The 17,285-nt window shown below is 58.2% G+C and carries 14 protein-coding genes and 1 pseudogene; 11 read left to right on the top strand and 4 right to left on the bottom strand.

Features of this window, described 5'->3' with window-relative positions; translation table 11 throughout:
* Positions 1 to 166: 166 nt before the first annotated feature.
* Positions 167 to 1,345 carry an NAD(P)/FAD-dependent oxidoreductase gene (locus V9L17_RS08020; RefSeq protein WP_337351053.1) on the bottom strand — a complete coding sequence of 393 codons (1,179 nt, stop codon included), beginning with the start codon at positions 1,343 to 1,345 and terminating at the stop codon, positions 167 to 169.
* 187 nt (positions 1,346 to 1,532) lie between these two features.
* Here V9L17_RS08020 and V9L17_RS08015 point away from each other — a divergent pair, with 187 nt between their 5' ends.
* The 11 genes from V9L17_RS08015 (at position 1,533) to V9L17_RS07965 (ending at position 15,601) form a co-directional block, all read left to right on the top strand.
* Positions 1,533 to 2,438, top strand: coding sequence for a MurR/RpiR family transcriptional regulator (locus V9L17_RS08015; protein WP_337351052.1), 906 nt, complete (start codon positions 1,533 to 1,535; stop codon positions 2,436 to 2,438).
* A gap of 1,534 nt (positions 2,439 to 3,972) precedes the next feature.
* Positions 3,973 to 4,860, top strand: a complete 888-nt coding sequence (locus tag V9L17_RS08010) for an ABC transporter substrate-binding protein (RefSeq protein ID WP_337351051.1) — start codon at positions 3,973 to 3,975, stop codon at positions 4,858 to 4,860.
* A gap of 20 nt (positions 4,861 to 4,880) precedes the next feature.
* Entirely contained in the window at positions 4,881 to 5,762 is an 882-nt protein-coding gene (locus tag V9L17_RS08005) for an amino acid ABC transporter permease (protein WP_337351050.1), read from the top strand.
* A gap of 4 nt (positions 5,763 to 5,766) precedes the next feature.
* Positions 5,767 to 6,531 carry an amino acid ABC transporter ATP-binding protein gene (locus V9L17_RS08000; protein WP_337351049.1) on the top strand — a complete coding sequence of 255 codons (765 nt, stop codon included), beginning with the start codon at positions 5,767 to 5,769 and terminating at the stop codon, positions 6,529 to 6,531.
* A 1,379-nt stretch (positions 6,532 to 7,910) separates the two neighbouring features.
* Positions 7,911 to 9,071 carry an NAD/NADP octopine/nopaline dehydrogenase family protein gene (locus V9L17_RS07995; RefSeq protein WP_337351048.1) on the top strand — a complete coding sequence of 387 codons (1,161 nt, stop codon included), beginning with the start codon at positions 7,911 to 7,913 and terminating at the stop codon, positions 9,069 to 9,071.
* A 98-nt stretch (positions 9,072 to 9,169) separates the two neighbouring features.
* Positions 9,170 to 10,831, top strand: coding sequence for a malate synthase A (gene aceB / locus V9L17_RS07990; protein WP_337351047.1), 1,662 nt, complete (start codon positions 9,170 to 9,172; stop codon positions 10,829 to 10,831).
* Positions 10,832 to 11,226: 395 nt separating this feature from the next.
* On the top strand, positions 11,227 to 11,436 hold the full coding sequence (locus tag V9L17_RS07985) for a hypothetical protein (RefSeq protein ID WP_337351046.1): 210 nt from the start codon (positions 11,227 to 11,229) through the stop codon (positions 11,434 to 11,436).
* Between the two features lie 693 nt (positions 11,437 to 12,129).
* The gene (locus tag V9L17_RS07980) at positions 12,130 to 12,333 is read left to right on the top strand and encodes a hypothetical protein (RefSeq protein WP_337351045.1); all 204 of its coding nucleotides are present in this window, start codon (positions 12,130 to 12,132) and stop codon (positions 12,331 to 12,333) included.
* A 492-nt stretch (positions 12,334 to 12,825) separates the two neighbouring features.
* Positions 12,826 to 13,605, top strand: coding sequence for an electron transfer flavoprotein subunit beta/FixA family protein (locus V9L17_RS07975; RefSeq protein ID WP_337351044.1), 780 nt, complete (start codon positions 12,826 to 12,828; stop codon positions 13,603 to 13,605).
* A 12-nt stretch (positions 13,606 to 13,617) separates the two neighbouring features.
* On the top strand, positions 13,618 to 14,583 hold the full coding sequence (locus V9L17_RS07970; protein ID WP_337351043.1) for an electron transfer flavoprotein subunit alpha/FixB family protein: 966 nt from the start codon (positions 13,618 to 13,620) through the stop codon (positions 14,581 to 14,583).
* 85 nt (positions 14,584 to 14,668) lie between these two features.
* Positions 14,669 to 15,601: a cytochrome b/b6 domain-containing protein gene (locus V9L17_RS07965; RefSeq protein WP_337351042.1), complete on the top strand. Its 933-nt coding sequence runs from the start codon at positions 14,669 to 14,671 to the stop codon at positions 15,599 to 15,601.
* 237 nt (positions 15,602 to 15,838) lie between these two features.
* Here V9L17_RS07965 and V9L17_RS07960 read toward each other — a convergent pair.
* The 3 genes and pseudogenes from V9L17_RS07960 to V9L17_RS07950 all read right to left on the bottom strand — a co-directional run.
* A pseudogene (locus tag V9L17_RS07960) lies at positions 15,839 to 16,632 on the bottom strand (HpcH/HpaI aldolase/citrate lyase family protein).
* An 18-nt stretch (positions 16,633 to 16,650) separates the two neighbouring features.
* Positions 16,651 to 17,184 carry a MaoC family dehydratase gene (locus V9L17_RS07955; RefSeq protein ID WP_337351041.1) on the bottom strand — a complete coding sequence of 178 codons (534 nt, stop codon included), beginning with the start codon at positions 17,182 to 17,184 and terminating at the stop codon, positions 16,651 to 16,653.
* 17 nt (positions 17,185 to 17,201) lie between these two features.
* On the bottom strand, positions 17,202 to 17,285 hold an 84-nt coding region (locus tag V9L17_RS07950), incomplete at its 5' end, for an acyl-CoA dehydrogenase family protein (RefSeq protein WP_337351257.1).

Raw genomic sequence — 17,285 nt, 5'->3', positions numbered from 1 at the left:
CAGAGCCCGGACGCAATGCCATGGGTGTGAGACGACCAATCCTGGGGATCAGGTGGTCCGAGTCCTGGCCTTGGGGGATTCCTTCTTCACGTATCAGCGACTGGTGATCACATCGGACGACATGCGGTCAGCGGGCCACTTCGTACTCAAGCCCGTTCCAACCATTTTAGTGAGACGAGCTAAGTGAGGGATCGTCCGTCAGTGCGCCGACGTCACCATCCCACCGGTCAAGCTGAAACGGTTCAAGTACCTGAGGCTTATGGCCCGTATCTATCCACTCGGCAAGCAGGCTTGCGACTGCCGGAGCGATGGCAAAGCCGTGTCCGCTCCACCCGGTGGCCAGATAGGTCTGCCCCAGACCAGGAATGCGGTCAATGATAGGGAGTTGGTCGATGGTGACCGTTTCCGCCCTATCGGTATGAACCGCTACTACTTCCGCGCCCGCGAGTAGCGGGAAAACCGCTTCTGCTTCGCGCAGGCTGCCTTGGATCTGGTCCTCGAGTTGTGTCCCGGCGGAGCTGCCCAACCATCCCCCCGTAACCATCACGTGGTCATCGTCGATGCGCTTTACCGAGAGAACCCTGTGATTATGATTCACCAACTGAGTCAGAGGGAACTGCGAACGCGGGACCTTGAGGATTATGGCCTGGGGGTAAACACTCCACAGCGGGGGGTCGGACAGGCCGAGCGATTCAAAGATTGCGCTAGTTCCGGAGTTTGTGGCGAGAACCACCCCGCGCTCAGCAACATATCGCTCACCGGAAGACAGCGTGACATCAATGGAATGGTTGGGGGCTTCCTGAATACGAGCGACTGGACTGTGTTCGACGACCTGGGCTCCCAATCGAGCGGCCGCATTTGCATAGGCTCGTGTCGTTGCCCCGTGATCTGCTACGCCGTCGGTCGGGCAGAACATGGCGGCCTGAACGTCCGCACTAACTTCTGGAAGAAGCTCACGTAGCTCAGCACTTTCCAGAAGCTCTGCCGCCACACCGTAATCCCTCATCACACGCTGCTGGGCGCGCGCAGTAACGAGTCCCCCGCGAATTCCCACTGCCTCACGTTCGTACAGCATGAGAGAACCCACGCGTTCGTAGTAGGTGGGCTCGCCTAATTTTTCGGACAACCCCGGCCACATGGCAGCCGCGAGCCGTATAAGAGGAAGCTCGCGGTAGTCTCGGTGATTTGCCCGAACGCCCCGTTGTCCTGGGCCTCCGGAGGCACCGGATGCGAGCGTGTCTGCTTCGAAGAGTGCCACCGAGTGGCCACGCGAAGCGAGCTCGAAAGCGGTTGCGCAACCATAGAGCCCGCCCCCGACAACAATGTAGGAAAAGTTTTCATTCATGTAGCAAAAACTACAGCACTTGACGCGGTAAGGGTAGGGGCAGACGAAAAATTGCGGAGTCTGCCCGTTGCCAGTGGGGATTGGATCGACGTCTACCAGGTCGACTGCTCGGTCCTGCGAAGCTTGGCGAATCTAGCCTAGGATGAACCGTAGGTAGTCAACCCCACAGAAAGCCGGCGAACTCGTAGTGGAAAGATCAACTCTTACCTTTTCAGAGCGCTACATGGGCGCCGGCTCCAGACTGACGCCGAGCGAACGCAAAATTGGCGAGTACCTTTTGCGGCACCCGGATGAGGTGATTGGCGCATCTGCGTTGCGTATTGCGGAAGCGACCGGGACTAGTGATGCCACGGTCGTCAGAACGGTAAAAGGGCTGGGGTATTCCGGGCTCAAGGAGATGAAGAAAGAGTTCCTTGAAAGCGTCCTTCGGCGCAGGAACGTGTCGGCAACTATTGATCACAGAATTGACCGGATGCTCATGAATGAGCAACCGGTGCTGGGCATGCTGTCTGAATCCGTCGGCGTTTTGGACGCTTTCCGCGAAGAGTTTGACGTTGAAGCGTTCGAACGAAGCGTCGAGATCATGGCGTCGGCCAGGCGGATATATGCCTATGGTCTTGGGCCTGGCGGGATGATTGCCGGATTCCTCGCGCTTAATCTGGTCCGGGTAGGTTATGACGCGCATTCAATAACACAGACCGGCTATCGACTCGCCGATGATCTGCTGCTCTTAAGGGACGGGGACTGCGTAGTCCTGTTTGCCCCTTACCATCGGACAGCTGAAGTCGAAGTGCTGGTGGACCATGCAAATAAGGTTGGCGCGTCTGTAGTCTTGGTGACAGAGGCCTTGGGGCCCTCCCTCAAGGACCGAGTCCAAGTCGTAATTAAGACCCCCTCCACCATTTCCAGTCTTGCAAGTGAAGGGTTGGCCCCCCTGACGTTCAGCTACGCAGTCACCGTGCAACTGGCTTCGAAGCATAGGGATGCGTCCGCGAAGCGCGGTGAACTCTTCACCGAGTTGTCCTCCAGATTCACCGGCAGTCCGGAAATGCTCTCCCCGCCATTCTTTCCCGTCGACATCAACGTTGACTAACTTGATAGAGTCCTGAGATTCCGGTCAACCTCTATTGCTTGAGAAAACAGTGCAAACGACCCGAAGTGTCCTGCCACATTTGTAATGGGGGCTGGTCTGGGACTGGCTAACAGACTGGGGTCCGGCACCGCTACGCGTGGCGCTACTGCAATTTGGCCCATTTGAGGGTGCTTTCCGCTGGCTTGCCTGCCGGGCAGGACGGACCCGCTCGGCTCCGAAGGTACTCCCGGTTGCCCGCCGAGCGATTGACACTCACCGAACCGCGGAGCGGAACATGCCACCGCGCCTGCTGCGCAGCTTCGGGCTCGGCATCGACGCCCGGAAACCCCTGCCCGATGCCTACGTGCGCAGCATGGCTTGCATGGCGGGCCCGTCGCGGCGAGGACACAGCCCCGCAGACGATCCGCGAGGAGCCCGGAGACTGGCCAACCCGGTCCTCGAGCTCACGGCCAGACGGAGTCCAACCACGCCGCCTTGGGCAAGCATGTCGGCGAACTCGCGTCCAGGCTGAGAGGCCCGGGCGTCGGCCCTGTCACCGCCGTCTGCGTGCTTGTCACCTACTCGCGCAGGGGCAGAATCCGATGCCGTGTCCGCGGCTCTTGCGGCTGCTGCGCCCCTGCGGGCGTCAATCGGGAGCGTGGTCCGCCATGGCTAAACTGCGGCGGCGACCGCCAGTTCGTCAGCGCGCTCGAGGCCATCTCCCGCGTCCATATCTCGAACCACCCCGAAACCAAGGGCAGACGGCCGGCTCGCCGAGGCATATCGATAGAGAGATTCACCGCGGCCTCAAGCGCTATATCGCCCGCTCGCTCTTCCGCAGCCATAACCGCTTCGGCGGTCTCTCCAGCACTTTTCGGACCCCGGTAACACCACACCCCGGATCATCGAGGAGTAGGGCGCCAATCATGCCCGGGACCGGCAGGGCAGCGCACCTATCCCGGCACAGGAACAGGCTACGGAAAATGGTAGCGGGGGCAAACAAGTGCATCTCGGACGCCCAAAAAAGTGTTCTTCAAGTTTTCACTACAGTATTGACGATTTTTAGAGTAAGCACTACAGTATGAGCTACACCACATCTAACAAGCGTTTGCTGGAGGTCCAAATGAAACGCATAGGGCGGGAGCGGTCTATCCGTATAAGCCCAGAACGACTAATCGGAGAGTCATGTCTCCGAAGCTCAACATCGCAGTAATCCGGCGTGGATTTTTGCACTGTGGAGGCTCACCACTCGCGGAGACTAGTGAACTGATGCAACGCGGGAAGCATTCCGCTGGAGTTTCAAAACGGCCTCACTGACATCGCTGTCCGCCGAGAGTCGTACGTGGAAGGCCATCGGCCCCACCGCCCCCCCCCGATCATTGGCCCGAACGGCAACGACAAGTTATGCAGTCCAATGGCTGGACTCTTAGGCCACGCATTCAAATACGCCGACCATAGGCGAAGTCATTGCTGAACTGGCGACATATGGCACCAACACCGCCTCATAGGCCAAATGGCCCGCAAGCGCCCGCTGGTAAGTACTTAAGGAGTTCGAATGAAACAAATCCTCGCAGCAGTCACAGCTGTTTTCTTGATGGGTTCTCTAGCAGCTTGCGGTTCAAGCGGCGAAACCCCGAAGAATCAAGAGACCGGCAACGGCAATGCCGTCGTGCAAACCGCGGCCAATCTGCTCCCCAAAGAAGTAGCCAGCTCGGGAGTGCTGACGGTGGGAACCCCAGCGTCCAGCCCTCCCGAAGGATTCAAGACAGAATCCGGTGCTCTGGATGGTTACGAAGTGCAGCTATTGGAGGAGATCGCTGGCGTATTGGGGCTGAAAGTCGACTGGCAGATCACTGACTTTGCCTCGCTCATCCCTGGGCTCAAGTCGGCGCGCTTCAACGTGGCTGTCGGACAAATCGGCATCACCCGCGAGAGAGCGGAAATTGTCGACTTCGTAACGCTGATCCGCACTAACCAGGCCTTCGCAGCTCTTAAGGCCGCCGGTCTTCACGACCTGACCATCGATGATTTGTGCGGCAAGAAGGTGGCGATTATCCAAGGCTCACGACAGCAGGAATTTGGAGCGACGCAGTCCAAAACCTGTGGGGAAAAGGGCAAGCCAGCGGTCGATCTCAGCGTCTTCCAAAGTGCCAACGACGCCTGGCTGGCCATGCAGAGTAAGCGAACGGAAATCTACTGGGCCGGTGCTACCAACGTCGGCTACCTCGTGTCGAAATCACCAGAGGCGCAAGTCGTTGGTCACCACCTGCAGCCCAACCCAACAGGCATCGCCTTGAATAAGGGATCCTCCATTGGGCCAGCGATTGAAGCCGCTTTCCAACATCTCATGGAAAATGGCACCTACCAGCGGATCCTCGAAAAGTGGGGCCTGAAGGACAACGGAGTCACTGACGCCAAACTCAATCCGGAAATAACCTGGTAACTGCAGCAAAAGAGAACCTCATGAAAACTTACCCACTACGCCCGGTGCACACTTCATCTGAAGCATCCAAAGACGGACCCGGAAAAACGAATGCGACCGTTGTTAGGCTGAAGCACCCGGTGCGCAACGCCATCACTATCGTCATCGCGATCACGCTCCTTCTTGGCGGATACAGCGTTGTCACCAATGAAAACTTCGGCTGGGAAACCGTCGGCCAGTACTTATTCGATCCTCAGATCCTCGAAGGTCTTGTCAACACTCTGTATCTGACCGTCATCGCGATGATGATCGGTCTGGCGTTGGGAATCACGCTGGCGGTCATGCGGTTGTCCCCGACTTGGCTGCTCCAAGCCATCAGTTCCGCTTACATCTGGTTCTTCAGGGGCACCCCGGTGCTGGTCCAACTCATTTTTTGGTACAACTTTGGGGCACTGTACTCCCACCTGTCGCTGGGAATCCCCTTCGGACCACAGCTGCTCAGTGTCCCCAGCAACGACTTCATCACGCCGTTGACGGCGGCAATCTTGGGATTGGGTCTTAACCAGGCCGCCTATACAGCAGAGGTCATCCGCGGTGGCTTCCTTTCCGTAGGAAAAGGCCAACGGGAAGCCGCCAAAGCGATTGGCATGACACCTGGACTGATTTACCGACGGATAGTCCTTCCCCAGGCCATGCCCAGCATTATCCCCCCGGTTGGTAATGAGCTCATCTCAATGCTGAAAGGTACCTCCTTGGTGAGTGTCATCGCCATGACGGACCTGCTCCATTCCGCACAACTGATTTACGCAAGAACGTATGAAACCATTCCCCTGCTGATGGTCGTCTGTGTCTGGTACTTGGCGATTACAACCGTACTGACCCTCATCCAAGGCCGAGTCGAGCGCCACTATGCGAACAGGTAAGACTATGACCACGAACATCCTCGTCGCTGAAGGCGTAACCAAGACTTTCGGTCAAAACGAGGTCCTCAAAGGCATCGATCTGACATTGCACTCTGGAGAAGTAGCCTGCATCATCGGCCCCTCCGGATCCGGCAAGAGCACGTTCCTTCGCTGCATCAATCACCTCGAAACCCTGGATGGAGGCCGCATCGAGGTATGTGGCCAGACAGTTGGTTATGACAGTCGGAACGGCAAACTTTACGAAATGCGCGAGAAGGACATCGCCCTAAGACGGAGGAAGACGGGCATGGTCTTCCAGCAATTCAACCTTTTCCCGCACATGACCGCGATCGAGAACATCATCGAAGGCCCGACGAGGGTCAAGGGAACCCCTAAGAAGGCCGCGCTTCTCCGGGCCGAGGAACTCCTGGAGGTTGTCGGGCTGTCGGAGCACGGAAGGCACTACCCATCCCAGTTGTCCGGAGGCCAGCAACAGCGCATTGCCATCGCCAGGGCCATGGCAATGGACCCTGAAATACTCCTCTTCGACGAACCCACGTCAGCCTTGGATCCCGAACTCGTCGGTGAAGTCCTAGCCGTTATCAAGAGACTTGCCCAGGACGGGATGAGCATGATTGTCGTGACCCACGAGATGGGATTTGCCCGTGAAGTCGCCGACAACGTCATCTTCATGGACCAAGGACTAATCGTTGAATCGGGAAGTCCATCACAAGTCATCGGGGCGCCCCAGCACGAACGAACACAGTCCTTCCTCTCAAAGGTCCTCTGACAGGGAACGCCACCCGTCGCCAGATGGGCAGCGAACGGGCTCTATGGGGAGCCAAATGTGCTAGGCAGAACGCGACGAAATGAAGAGGGCTGCTATTTTGAAACTTAGTCGTTTACGAACTCGCTCCTTAGCCGTAATGCTGGTTACGGCGGCCACGATGTCCGCTTGCGGATCTGGCTCGGAGCCCGACACCGCAGGGCCTCTGACCATCGCGGAGCAAGGTAGCTTCACGGTGGGCGGAACCACCACGACTGCCCCCGGCCAGTTCGATCCCCTGCAGCCGCTGAAGCCGGAAGGTCAGACGTATCACGGTGATCATGCCTACACCTTCTACCAAGTACCGAAGGACGCACCTCGGCTACCCCTTGTGTTGGTGCACGGCGCCGGACAATCCTCGAAAACATGAGAGTCAACCCCCGACGGACGCGAAGGCTTTCAGAGCCTATTCCTGCGCCGTCACTACAGTACGTATCTTGTCGATCAACCACCTCGAGGCGATGCCGGCCGAAGCACAGTCGGCACGACAATCACCCCCACTCCCGATGAACAATATCTATTCAACGTTTTTCGGCTCGGTAACTGGCCGGATTTATACCCTGGCGTTCAATTCTCGAACGAACCATCAGCTCTCGATCAGTATTTTCGACAGATGACACCCAACACCGGACCGTACGACCCCGAGGTTGTGGCTAAGTCCATGTCCGCCTTGTTCGACCGGATCGGGGACGGGGTTCTGTTCACCCATTCGCAGAGCGGGGGTCGGGCTGGTTGACGGCAATCCAGAATCCACGGGAAAAGGGCATCGTTTCCTTCGAACCATCAAGCGGATTTGTGTTTCCTGAAGGCGAAGTGCCGCCGCCTGTTATAGGCCCGATCGCAACGGTACCCGGCGTAGCGGTTACGCTCGACCAGTTCACCGCACTCTCTAAGATTCCAATCGTCATCTATTTCGGCGACAACATCCCGAAATCATCCGCCGAGACTCCCCCAACCGCCACGGCGGTGACGCCACTGTGGTGCGTCTGCCGGACCGAGGGCTCCACGGGAACACTCACTTCCCCATGTCCGATCTCAACAACGTTCAAGTGGCCGACGAAGTAACCAAATTTCTTAAAGAGAAGAACCTCGACGCCTACTGAGCATCACGCTAATCCGACGACTGCGAGAGCTTACTGAGGGTTCCGGATTACATGAGTGGTGCAGCACCGCAGGGGAGTCTCTGTTGAGTTCACTCCTGCACTCACAAGCATCCTTGCGCCAAGTCTTGATGCACCAGCAAGGGCAGGGTCTTGTCGGCAGGCCCTCGTCTTCCACCGAACACGCCGAGGTCTCTATGGTTCCTCGTCGTGCTCACGGTTCACCAGAGAAGGGAAATATAAATGGCTAGAACAAAGGTGGCCACTGTCGCCGTCATAGGTGCTGGCAGCAGCGGACAAGCGATCGCGGGCTTCCTTGGGCTAAGTGGATACCACGTGAACCTCTGGAACCGTGACGATGACGGCGAAGTGAACCAGTGGCTAAAGCCCATCATTGAACGCGGCGGCATCAGCGTCCAGGGAACAATTGAAGGATTCGCGCCCGTCCGGTACGTCACGACAGAAATGGCAGATGCGATCTCCGGCGCAGACGTTATTTTGGTCAACACCACAGCCGACGCCTATCCAGATATCGCTTTGCAGTTGGCACCGCATCTCCTGAGCTCACAGATTCTCATCCTGATGTCCCCCGGAACGCTCGGATCCATCGGCATGTGGCACAGTCTCGTGGCAGCCGGCTACAAAGATGACCTGATGCTAGGCGAAACATCGACCACCGTCTTTGGTAGCAACGTGATCGGCCCGGCTAGCGTTCACATCCGCGCAATGAAGGATCGCGTAGAAATCGCAAGTCTTCCAAGCGGACAGGCAGACTTCATGGCAGGTCTTCTTCCCGAGTTCCCGTTCGTGGCGGTCGAGGACGTGCTGATATCCGGGCTGAGCAATGTGGGGCCAGCACTGCACATTGTTCCAATGCTTCTCAACGCGGGCAGGATTGAACACCCAGGTTCAGATTTCCTTTACTACGCCGAAGGGGTGACTCCAGGCATCGCATCGGTCGTTGGCCAACTGGATGATGAACGTATAGCCGTAGCTCGAGCGTTCGGCTACGAACCTACATCACTATCCGAATACCTCACACAAGTGGTCGGCGCTCCTCAGGGAAGTCTGTACGAGTCAATCCGTGGATGTGCGATGTATTCCGGAATTCGCGCACCGGACAGCCTTAATCACCGCTTCCTATGGGAAGACACACTGTCAGGTGCAGTGCCTCTGCTGGCTCTGGCCGAAATCGCGGACGTGCCGGTACCGATATGCGATGCGTTCGTAGCCTTGGCCAGTGCCACTCTTGGGCGTGACTTCCGTGCAACTGGTCGCAGTGCCCGGAACCTTGCTTTAGAGGGACTCACCGTGAATTCCATGAAGGAATTGGTCAATGACCATGCTTCGTTTCTGACCTGGACGAAGAGCGTGAGTTCTAAGTTGCCAATCATGCGCGCCTAGGAGAATTCCACTAAGAATCTTCCCAGCTGGAAAGCAGCACGTGGGATTACACGCCCTCTGCTGCTCTTTCAGTTGAACCTTGCACCAGGAGAACATCAATGAACAGCTTTACTGACAACTTCACGATCAACGGGATAACCCTGACGGCTCACGCCGTTCGACGGCAGAACGAAATCCTCACTCCGGAGGCGCTGGAATTCATCTCGACTTTGCACTGGATGACTGAGGAACGTCGGCAGGAGCTCCTGAAAACCCGGCAGACCCGGCGAGCCGCGATTCGCAGCGGCCAGGACCCCAGGTTCCTGCCTGAATCCGCCCAGATCCGTGACGACCCGTCGTGGCGCGTTGCTCCGCCGGCCCCGGGCCTGGAGGACCGCCGGGTGGAGATCACCGGGCCGGTGGACAAGAAGATGACCATCAACGCGCTGAACTCCGGCGCGAATGTGTGGCTCGCTGATATGGAGGACTCCTCCACCCCCACGTGGCGGAACGTGATCAAGGGCCAGCTGAACCTCACCGATGCGCTGGAACGACGCATCGACTACACGAGCCCCGAAGGCAAGGAGTACAAGCTGCGCCCCGCCGGGGAACTGCCCACCATCGTGGTCCGTCCCCGCGGCTGGCACCTGCCGGAGAAGCACATGCTCATCGGCGGCACCCCGGTGGCCGGCGGGATCGTTGACTTCGGCCTGTTCTTCTTCCACAACGCCCGCCGCCTCCTGGCCCAGGGCAAAGGCCCGTACTTCTACCTGCCCAAGATCGAAAACCACCTCGAAGCCCGGCTCTGGAACGACATCTTCATCCTCGCCCAGGACCTCCTCGGCATCCCGCAGGGCACCATCCGCGCCACCGTGCTGATCGAAACCATCACCGCAGCCTTCGAAATGGAAGAAATCCTCTACGAACTGCGCGACCACGCATCAGGCCTGAACGCCGGCCGCTGGGACTACATCTTCTCCCTGATCAAGAACTTCCGCACCCGCGGCCCCCGGTTCGTCCTCCCGGACCGCGCCCAGGTGACCATGACCCAGCCCTTTATGCGCGCCTACACCGAACAGCTGGTCCGTGCCTGCCACAAGCGCGGCGCCATGGCCATCGGCGGGATGGCGGCAGCCGTGCCCAACCGCAAGGACGAAGCAGCCAACACCAACGCCTTCGAAAAGGTCCGGGCCGACAAGACGCGCGAGGCCAACGACGGCTTCGACGGCTCATGGGTGGCCCACCCGGACCTGGTGCCGGTGTGCCGCGAAGTGTTCGACAGCATCCTTGGCGAGCGTCCCAACCAGCTCGGGAAGCTCCGCGAGGACGTGATCCCCGATGACCGCGCCCTGATCAACGTGGCCGCCACTGAGGGCACCATCACCGAGCAGGGCATCCGGAACAACATCGAGGTAGGGATCCGCTATATCGAGTCCTGGCTGCGGGGGAACGGCGCCGTCGCCATCCACGACCTGATGGAGGACGCCGCCACCGCGGAAATCTCCCGGTCCCAGATCTGGCAATGGATGTTCGCGTCCGCCATCACCGATGACGGAGAGATTGTGACCCGCGAGTGGGTAGAAGACCTTCTGGATGACGAATTCGACAAGTTGGAACGCTTCGACGGCGACCGCTTCGAAGACTCCCGCGACATCTTCGAGGAAGTCACCCTCAGCAAGGACTTCCCCTCCTTCCTCACCCTCCCCGCCTACGTCTGGTACCTGGAGGGCCGGATCAAGCCTGGCAAAGAAGCAGAAGTGCAGACCCCGAGACATCTCTGAGGGCGGCAGAGATTTTTAGAAGGCCCGATCTGACATCGCGACTGGCATTTCATGCATTTCACGAGGGGAGCGGGCAACTCTGTTGCGCTGGGCTATATGAGCACATGCATGAAGAACCAGTGATCGTTCCGCCGTAGGGCAGCTCACGGCGCGCTAACGCGCACCCTCGTGGAGAGAGTGAGGGCTTCGGCGGAAGGTTTGCGAACCGTGAACCTTCCCGTTGGGGCTGGGAATTGGGTGGAAATTTCAGTAGTCGCAGGTCAGGCCACTTACCATGGAAGTCAATTCCCAGCTCGCTGCCGCACGAATCGTGTCTCCCTAATTGCCTTCGCAAGGCCTGTCCCCCTGAGTTACCAGATCATGTCCCGCTTCCGAAACAGAATGAGAGGATCGCGATGTCTTCCACAACCGAATGCATCGGAATAACAGCCTCCAACCGAATCGCCCTTGAAGAGCAGCTCGAAGCGGTCCACGGGTACCTTCAGCAACTCGCGATGGCCACAAAGACGCACGGAATTCTGGTTACAAGGCATCGGGCCGATCACTACACGGCTTCCCTGTCCAGCAGCGTTCCCTTTGGAGTGACGCTGGAGGTTGACCTGTAGCCTGTTGTACCGTCAGGCAGCTGTACTAAAACAAGACTAGGCTCAATCTCACGAGACTGAGATGAGATGAGTCGACAGGTGCCCCTCCAAGGTGAAGGAGCCTCCATCCAGTGGTGTAACGGCGACCAGCGGGCGCCACTGGCCCGGTCTCGGCACTCGCTGAAACCGAACACATCAGCTGCAGGCGATTCATGACCGGAGTCCTCCAATATCTCTTTGATCAGGACGAGCTCGCCCTTGGGCCCTACGCTCGAGGACCGACGAGAGGGCATCACTCTAGAGTCAGCTGTGAGCCATGCCCGCGCCAGGCACGTTTCGCCCGCCGGGCCAGAGTGAACGTCTTCTTTGCCGTCACCGCCGCGGGTTCTCTTCTTAGCCGCGGTGATGATGATCGAGGCCAGTACTATCTCCTTGACGGTCTCCTCCGCCTAAAACATCGGCGTGAGATGATATCCGGACGGTCCGCGGTCTGGTAGATGCCGTCGGGTCATAGATCCAGATCCGTCCCAAGGCATGACGTGTTGCGATGAATTCCGGCACGTCGTCGATTTTGTTCGTGGTTATCAGCGCTGTTCCGGAGCTGCGGCCACGCTTGGGGGACTAACGCAGGAAGAGGATGACCGTCAACTGGGCCGATGATGCACAGTCGGGTCTGCCGGTCTTGGATTCGAATACCGCATTCTGCACGCCGTTTTGTTGCAAATCGTAGAACATTCGCTCGCCGCACAGGCGGCGCTGCCGCTCGTCCATTTCTCCCGGGAGTCCGGTGCGGACGACTATGAGGCCAGGGCCTTCGAGCCCGGCTACTTCATCGACGAGTTTGAGGAGTCGTCGTTCGTCTTCGTCACGCCCAAGAACCTTCACCTGGCCCGGGAGCCGAGGGCTCTCCGTTGCTGACGATACTCGTCGAAGGATTGACATCTAACGATGCCAAAATTCCAGGCAAAAAACGCCACGATCCCCACGCACCGAGTTCGGAGACTTGCCTACGGCAAGTCAGAAACAGTCGTTTTGCTTGACGAATGACCAGTATTACTGTCCGCAGTATGATGTGCACCTGAAACGACCAGCTGGGGTACGTTCGGGGTTTTATTGCAGAGTGGGGACCTTTCCAGGTCTGGCGATCGCCGCCGTCCTGGTCGACAATCGCAGGCACGGCTCAGCATGGTGCCCAAATCGGACTTCATAGAACACCGAATTTCGCACACCGTGACCGGTTGCATTGCCGACTGTTGCCCACTCAAATGCGAGTTACTAGCATTGCGGACACCTCGGAGGATCAAAGTCCAGCCGTTAGGCTGCCGTACCGTACATGCCGCCTCACGTCCCCTCGAAGGTTCCCAAAACTGTTTTGCCAACACCGCCATGACAGGCCCGAAGGAGTTGTTCATGAAGATCGTCGTTCTAATAAAACAAGTGCCAGACACGTCGGATGACAGAGATCTTGATCCTGCCACCGGCCTTCTCGACAGAATCTCGACCGAGGGCGTCGTCGATGAAATCAACGAACGGGGGTTGGAAGTGGCTCTCCTTCACAAGGATTCCCACAAAGGAACTGAGGTGGTCGCTTTCTCCATGGGGCCTAAAGGCGCTATCAAAGCCCTGCGTAAGGCCTTGTCCATGGGGGCCGACTCCGCCGTTCATGTGCTGGACGATGATCTTTCGGGCGCCGACGCTGTTTGGACAGCGAAAGTCCTTTCCGCCGCCTTGAAAGCGGCGGAATTTGATCTTGTCCTGGCCGGAAACGAATCGACGGACGGACGAACCGGGACGGTGCCAGCCATGGTAGCTGAGTACCTTTCCCTTCCTCTTCTCGGTTCCATTAGTTCGGTGGAGATCAGCGGCGTTTCCGTGGCTGGCAGGCGGGAAGTGGAATCCGGCACACTCAAGGTTCGCGCTACGCTGCCGGCGATCGTAACGGTTACTGAGCGTTCACCTGAGGCACGCTTTCCCAATTTCAAAGGCATATTGACTGCGAAGCGAAAACCTGTCACAACGCTGTCCTTGGAGGACCTGGACCTGGATTACGCAGCTCGCTCAGCCGCAGGACGGTCGGTCGTCTTAACCGCTGTTGCCCATCCGAAGCGTGAGGCTGGAAAGAAGATCGTGGACGACGGTACTGCCGGAGTTCAGCTTGCCGAGTTCCTGGCCACAAGCCGGCTGCTCTAAGGAGGATTGAAAATGTCAAACGTATTGATACTTGTTGAAGTTTCACCGGCAGGGACTATCGCCGCCAGTGCCCGGGAAATGCTCGGGCTAGCTTCCACACTCGGCACGCCGATTGCGGTTCTCGCCACGGCCCACCTTGAGACTGGCGTCGTCTCCCAGCTGGGAGCATTCGGAGCGCAACACATATTTGCCGGCGAGAGCGAGCTGGAACCGACTCTGCTCTTGACACCCCAGATTGAAGCTCTTTGGCAGGCCGTCGACGAATTCAGGCCTTCGGCCGTGCTCGCCTCTACCTCAGTGGATGGACGGGAAATAGCTGCACGACTGGCCGCGCGCGCGGATGGGGCGCTCCTTGCTGACGCTGTCGGTGTTCGTTGGGAGGGGGAACGGATGGTGGCCACTCATTCGGTCTTTGGCGGCTCCTATGCTGTGGAATCCACCGCTAAGGGCGGGTTGCCCGTTGTCACTGTGAGGCCCGGTGCTGTGGAAACCAGGGCACCTGCAGCCATCGCCGAAATGACCGTACGTCCGTTGACCGTTGACGTGAGGACAGCCGGAGTAATCGAAGGATCCACATCAGTCGTCACTTCGTCCCGTCCCGATCTCCGCACAGCTGACAAGGTCGTATCCGGCGGTCGTGGGATGGGTTCCAAGCAGAACTTCGCCCTCGTTGAAGAACTCGCCGACGTGCTGAACGCAGCGGTCGGAGCTTCCCGCGCCGCAGTAGACGCAGGCTACGTTCACCAGAGCTCCCAGGTAGGGCAGACCGGGGTCACAATAACCCCGCAACTTTACGTCGCTCTAGGAATCTCAGGCGCTATCCAACACCGAGCCGGCATGCAAATGGCCAAAACAATCGTGGCCATCAACTCCGATGAGAGTGCACCCATTTTCGATGTGGCCGACTTCGGAATCGTTGGGGACGTCTTCACCGTCGTACCGCAGCTAATTCAGGCCATCGAATCGCGCTCAGCATGAGACCCATCCGGCCACGATGGGCCGCGGGTCCATCTGCTGACGCCCACCATGATCCTCAACTTTTCACAAGAGAGCAGCTAGGCCAATGTCAACCAAAGCGAAAAGGCAGCGAACGTCGAAGGTAAGATGGGCACGGCTGGCTATGGTCGCAGCATCGATTCTGCTGCTGCTTCTTGCCGTCGTCCTTGCTGCGAAGTGGTTCACAGGACTGGCCGGTACGGCGCTGTTCCTGCGTGAGTTCCCTGGGCACTCGCAGGCTCCAACAGGTTCCGCCGTAGGCTTTCCTGCGTGGATCGGGTGGCAGCATTTTCTCAACGTCTTTTTTTTGGTGCTGATCATCAGGACTGGCTGGCAAATACGGACCGACACCCGCCCGAAAGGGCACTGGACCCGAAACAATAGAGGCCTTATTCGGACCAAGAAGGCGCCCACCAAGATCAGCCTTTACCTGTGGCTTCACCTTAGTCTCGACGCGCTCTGGATTCTGAACGGCATGATCTTCGTCTTCTTGCTGTTCTCAACCGGGCACTGGCAGCGAATCGTCCCCACAACTTGGGATATCGTCCCCAATGCCCTGTCGGCAGGGGTCCAGTACCTGGCTCTTGACTGGCCAACAGAAGACGGCTGGGTGAAGTACAACGCTTTGCAGTTAATGTCGTACTTCGTCACTGTCTTCATTGCGGCCCCCTTGGCATTTGTCACTGGACTCCGGATGTCCGCCCTATGGCCGAAACAAAGCAGCAAGCTAAATAGGATGTATCCCATCGAGTTCGCTCGGGCCCTCCACTTTCCAGTAATGATCTATTTCGTCGGGTTCGTGATCGTTCACGTTACCCTTGTACTGGCAACCGGGGCATTGCGCAACCTAAACCACATGTACGCGTCAAGCAATGAAGACAACTGGGTCGGATTCGGGATTTTCGCGGCTTCTCTCCTCGTTATGGTTGCCGCCTGGTTCCTCACCAAGCCACTGTTTCTGCGCCCTGTAGCCTCACTTACCGGCTCAGTTACGCGCTAGGTCGAGGGCGGTCATTTTTCGGCACCCGGTCACTCTGGCTCAAGAAGATGGCCGGATGGGCATCGCGCCGATTGTCTAAATGTGCTGGAGGGGTGGAGCCAGCCACGTGTCCCTTTCTTATGAGGCAAGGGGAGCCAATCGCGCACCGACTATGCGGCCATCAGGTCACCGGCTGCCCCCCCTTTCCCTCAACGAGTTCCTTGCCTACCTACTGACGTTCGCCCTGCGGAGCACTGCTTAGGCATGCTTCAGGATTGGCCCGTCAATCATCTTGCCGAAAGCTGAAAACGCCATTAGTTGCGTTTGCTGCTGCCATTAGGAGCTCGGACGCAGCTGCAGCGTCCTCTATGGTGGGTGCGTAGGCGGCGCGGACGGTCTGCACTTGGCTTGGATGGATACATGCCTTTGACGCGAATCCCCAAGGCAACCGCGTCAGCTGCATCTCCGGCCAATCCGCTGAGGTTTGCGATGTCGACAAAGACCGAATCGATGACATGTTTGCCAGTTGTGCCACCGGCGATGAGCACCGCAGAGCGTGCATGCATTGCGACGGCGCGATAACGACCTTCATCAGTCCTGCTTGATGCTCCACCCATCGACGCCACGAGATCTTCCGCACCCCACATGAGAGCCACGACATTTGGCTCAGCCGCAATGCGGGATGCGTTAACGATGCCCGCAGCTGTCTCGCAAAGGGCAACGACGTCATATCCTTCCAGCCCGAACCTGCGAAACGTGCTCAGTCTTAGCCAGCATCAAGGTACGGAACGGCGCCCGAAACAGGCACTGGTGGTCCAAAATGAACTCTTCGGTCCCGGCAGGATTAATTCGGACAATGGTCCAGAGTGGATCCAAGGCGAACCCAGTTGTTTCCATCTGAGCCACGATATTGCGTCGGGCGAACTCCTTATCCTCTGGCGCAACGGCGTCATCAAGATCCAGAATTACGGCGTCGGCGCGTTCCGCTGCTTTTGATAGCGCTCCGGGCGGTCAGCGGGGCAGAAGAGCACAGCCGGCCCCAGTCCACAAATCTCCCAATAGCCATGGAGCTAAACACCCCACTGGGCGACATGGGCTTCTCTAGCCCACATCAGGCAGCTCCTCACAGCCACCGCAACTATCACCCCGTCCTGGTTACGTCCCACATGCCGCATAGACACAATCCCTTGACCGGGCCGGGAGGAAGAGAGCCGCTTTTGGCTGATAATCGTCTCGGTGTAGGGCGTATCTCCGTGGTACAGCGGGTGGGGAAACGAAACATCAGTCAGACCGAGCTGGGCGACGATAGTGCCTTGCGTCAGCTGAGGAACTGACTGACCTACAACAGTGGCCAGCGTAAACATTGAATTCACCAATCGCTGACCAAACGGCTGTCCTGCGCTCCATGCCGAATCCAGATGAAGGGCTTGAGTGTTCATGGTCATAGTAGTGAACAGCACGTTGTCGGCCTCCGTAACTGTCCGCCCAGGCCGGTGCGCATAGACCACGCCTTCTTTAAGCTCCTCGAAGTACAATCCACGCTGTTCAATTATGCGGTCGCTGTCGGAGTGCAAATCTGCAGCCTCAAGAATCTTTTCACCCATTGATGTCTTCACCTCGGCTATAAACCGAGTTCGCGGGCGATCAGCATCAGCTGGACCTCCGTGGTGCCCTCCCCCACTTCAAGGATCTTGGAGTCGCGGTA

Origin of the sequence: Pseudarthrobacter sp. CCNWLW207 (assembly GCF_037203945.1) — a bacterium.
GTDB lineage: Bacteria > Actinomycetota > Actinomycetes > Actinomycetales > Micrococcaceae > Arthrobacter.
This window is presented reverse-complemented; position numbering and strand designations above follow the sequence as displayed.

What these genes read in the sequence shown, in the direction of transcription:
- V9L17_RS08000 (WP_337351049.1), top strand. Translation starts at nt 5,767, where the DNA reads ATGACCACGAACATCCTCGTCGCTGAAGGCGTAACCAAGACTTTCGGT.
- V9L17_RS07995 (WP_337351048.1), top strand. Translation starts at nt 7,911, where the DNA reads ATGGCTAGAACAAAGGTGGCCACTGTCGCCGTCATAGGTGCTGGCAGC.
- V9L17_RS07985 (WP_337351046.1), top strand. Translation starts at nt 11,227, where the DNA reads ATGTCTTCCACAACCGAATGCATCGGAATAACAGCCTCCAACCGAATC.
- V9L17_RS08010 (WP_337351051.1), top strand. Translation starts at nt 3,973, where the DNA reads ATGAAACAAATCCTCGCAGCAGTCACAGCTGTTTTCTTGATGGGTTCT.
- aceB (WP_337351047.1), top strand. Translation starts at nt 9,170, where the DNA reads ATGAACAGCTTTACTGACAACTTCACGATCAACGGGATAACCCTGACG.
- V9L17_RS07965 (WP_337351042.1), top strand. Translation starts at nt 14,669, where the DNA reads ATGTCAACCAAAGCGAAAAGGCAGCGAACGTCGAAGGTAAGATGGGCA.
- V9L17_RS08020 (WP_337351053.1), bottom strand. Translation starts at nt 1,345, where the DNA reads ATGAATGAAAACTTTTCCTACATTGTTGTCGGGGGCGGGCTCTATGGT.
- V9L17_RS07955 (WP_337351041.1), bottom strand. Translation starts at nt 17,184, where the DNA reads ATGGGTGAAAAGATTCTTGAGGCTGCAGATTTGCACTCCGACAGCGAC.
- V9L17_RS07975 (WP_337351044.1), top strand. Translation starts at nt 12,826, where the DNA reads ATGAAGATCGTCGTTCTAATAAAACAAGTGCCAGACACGTCGGATGAC.
- V9L17_RS07970 (WP_337351043.1), top strand. Translation starts at nt 13,618, where the DNA reads ATGTCAAACGTATTGATACTTGTTGAAGTTTCACCGGCAGGGACTATC.
- V9L17_RS08005 (WP_337351050.1), top strand. Translation starts at nt 4,881, where the DNA reads ATGAAAACTTACCCACTACGCCCGGTGCACACTTCATCTGAAGCATCC.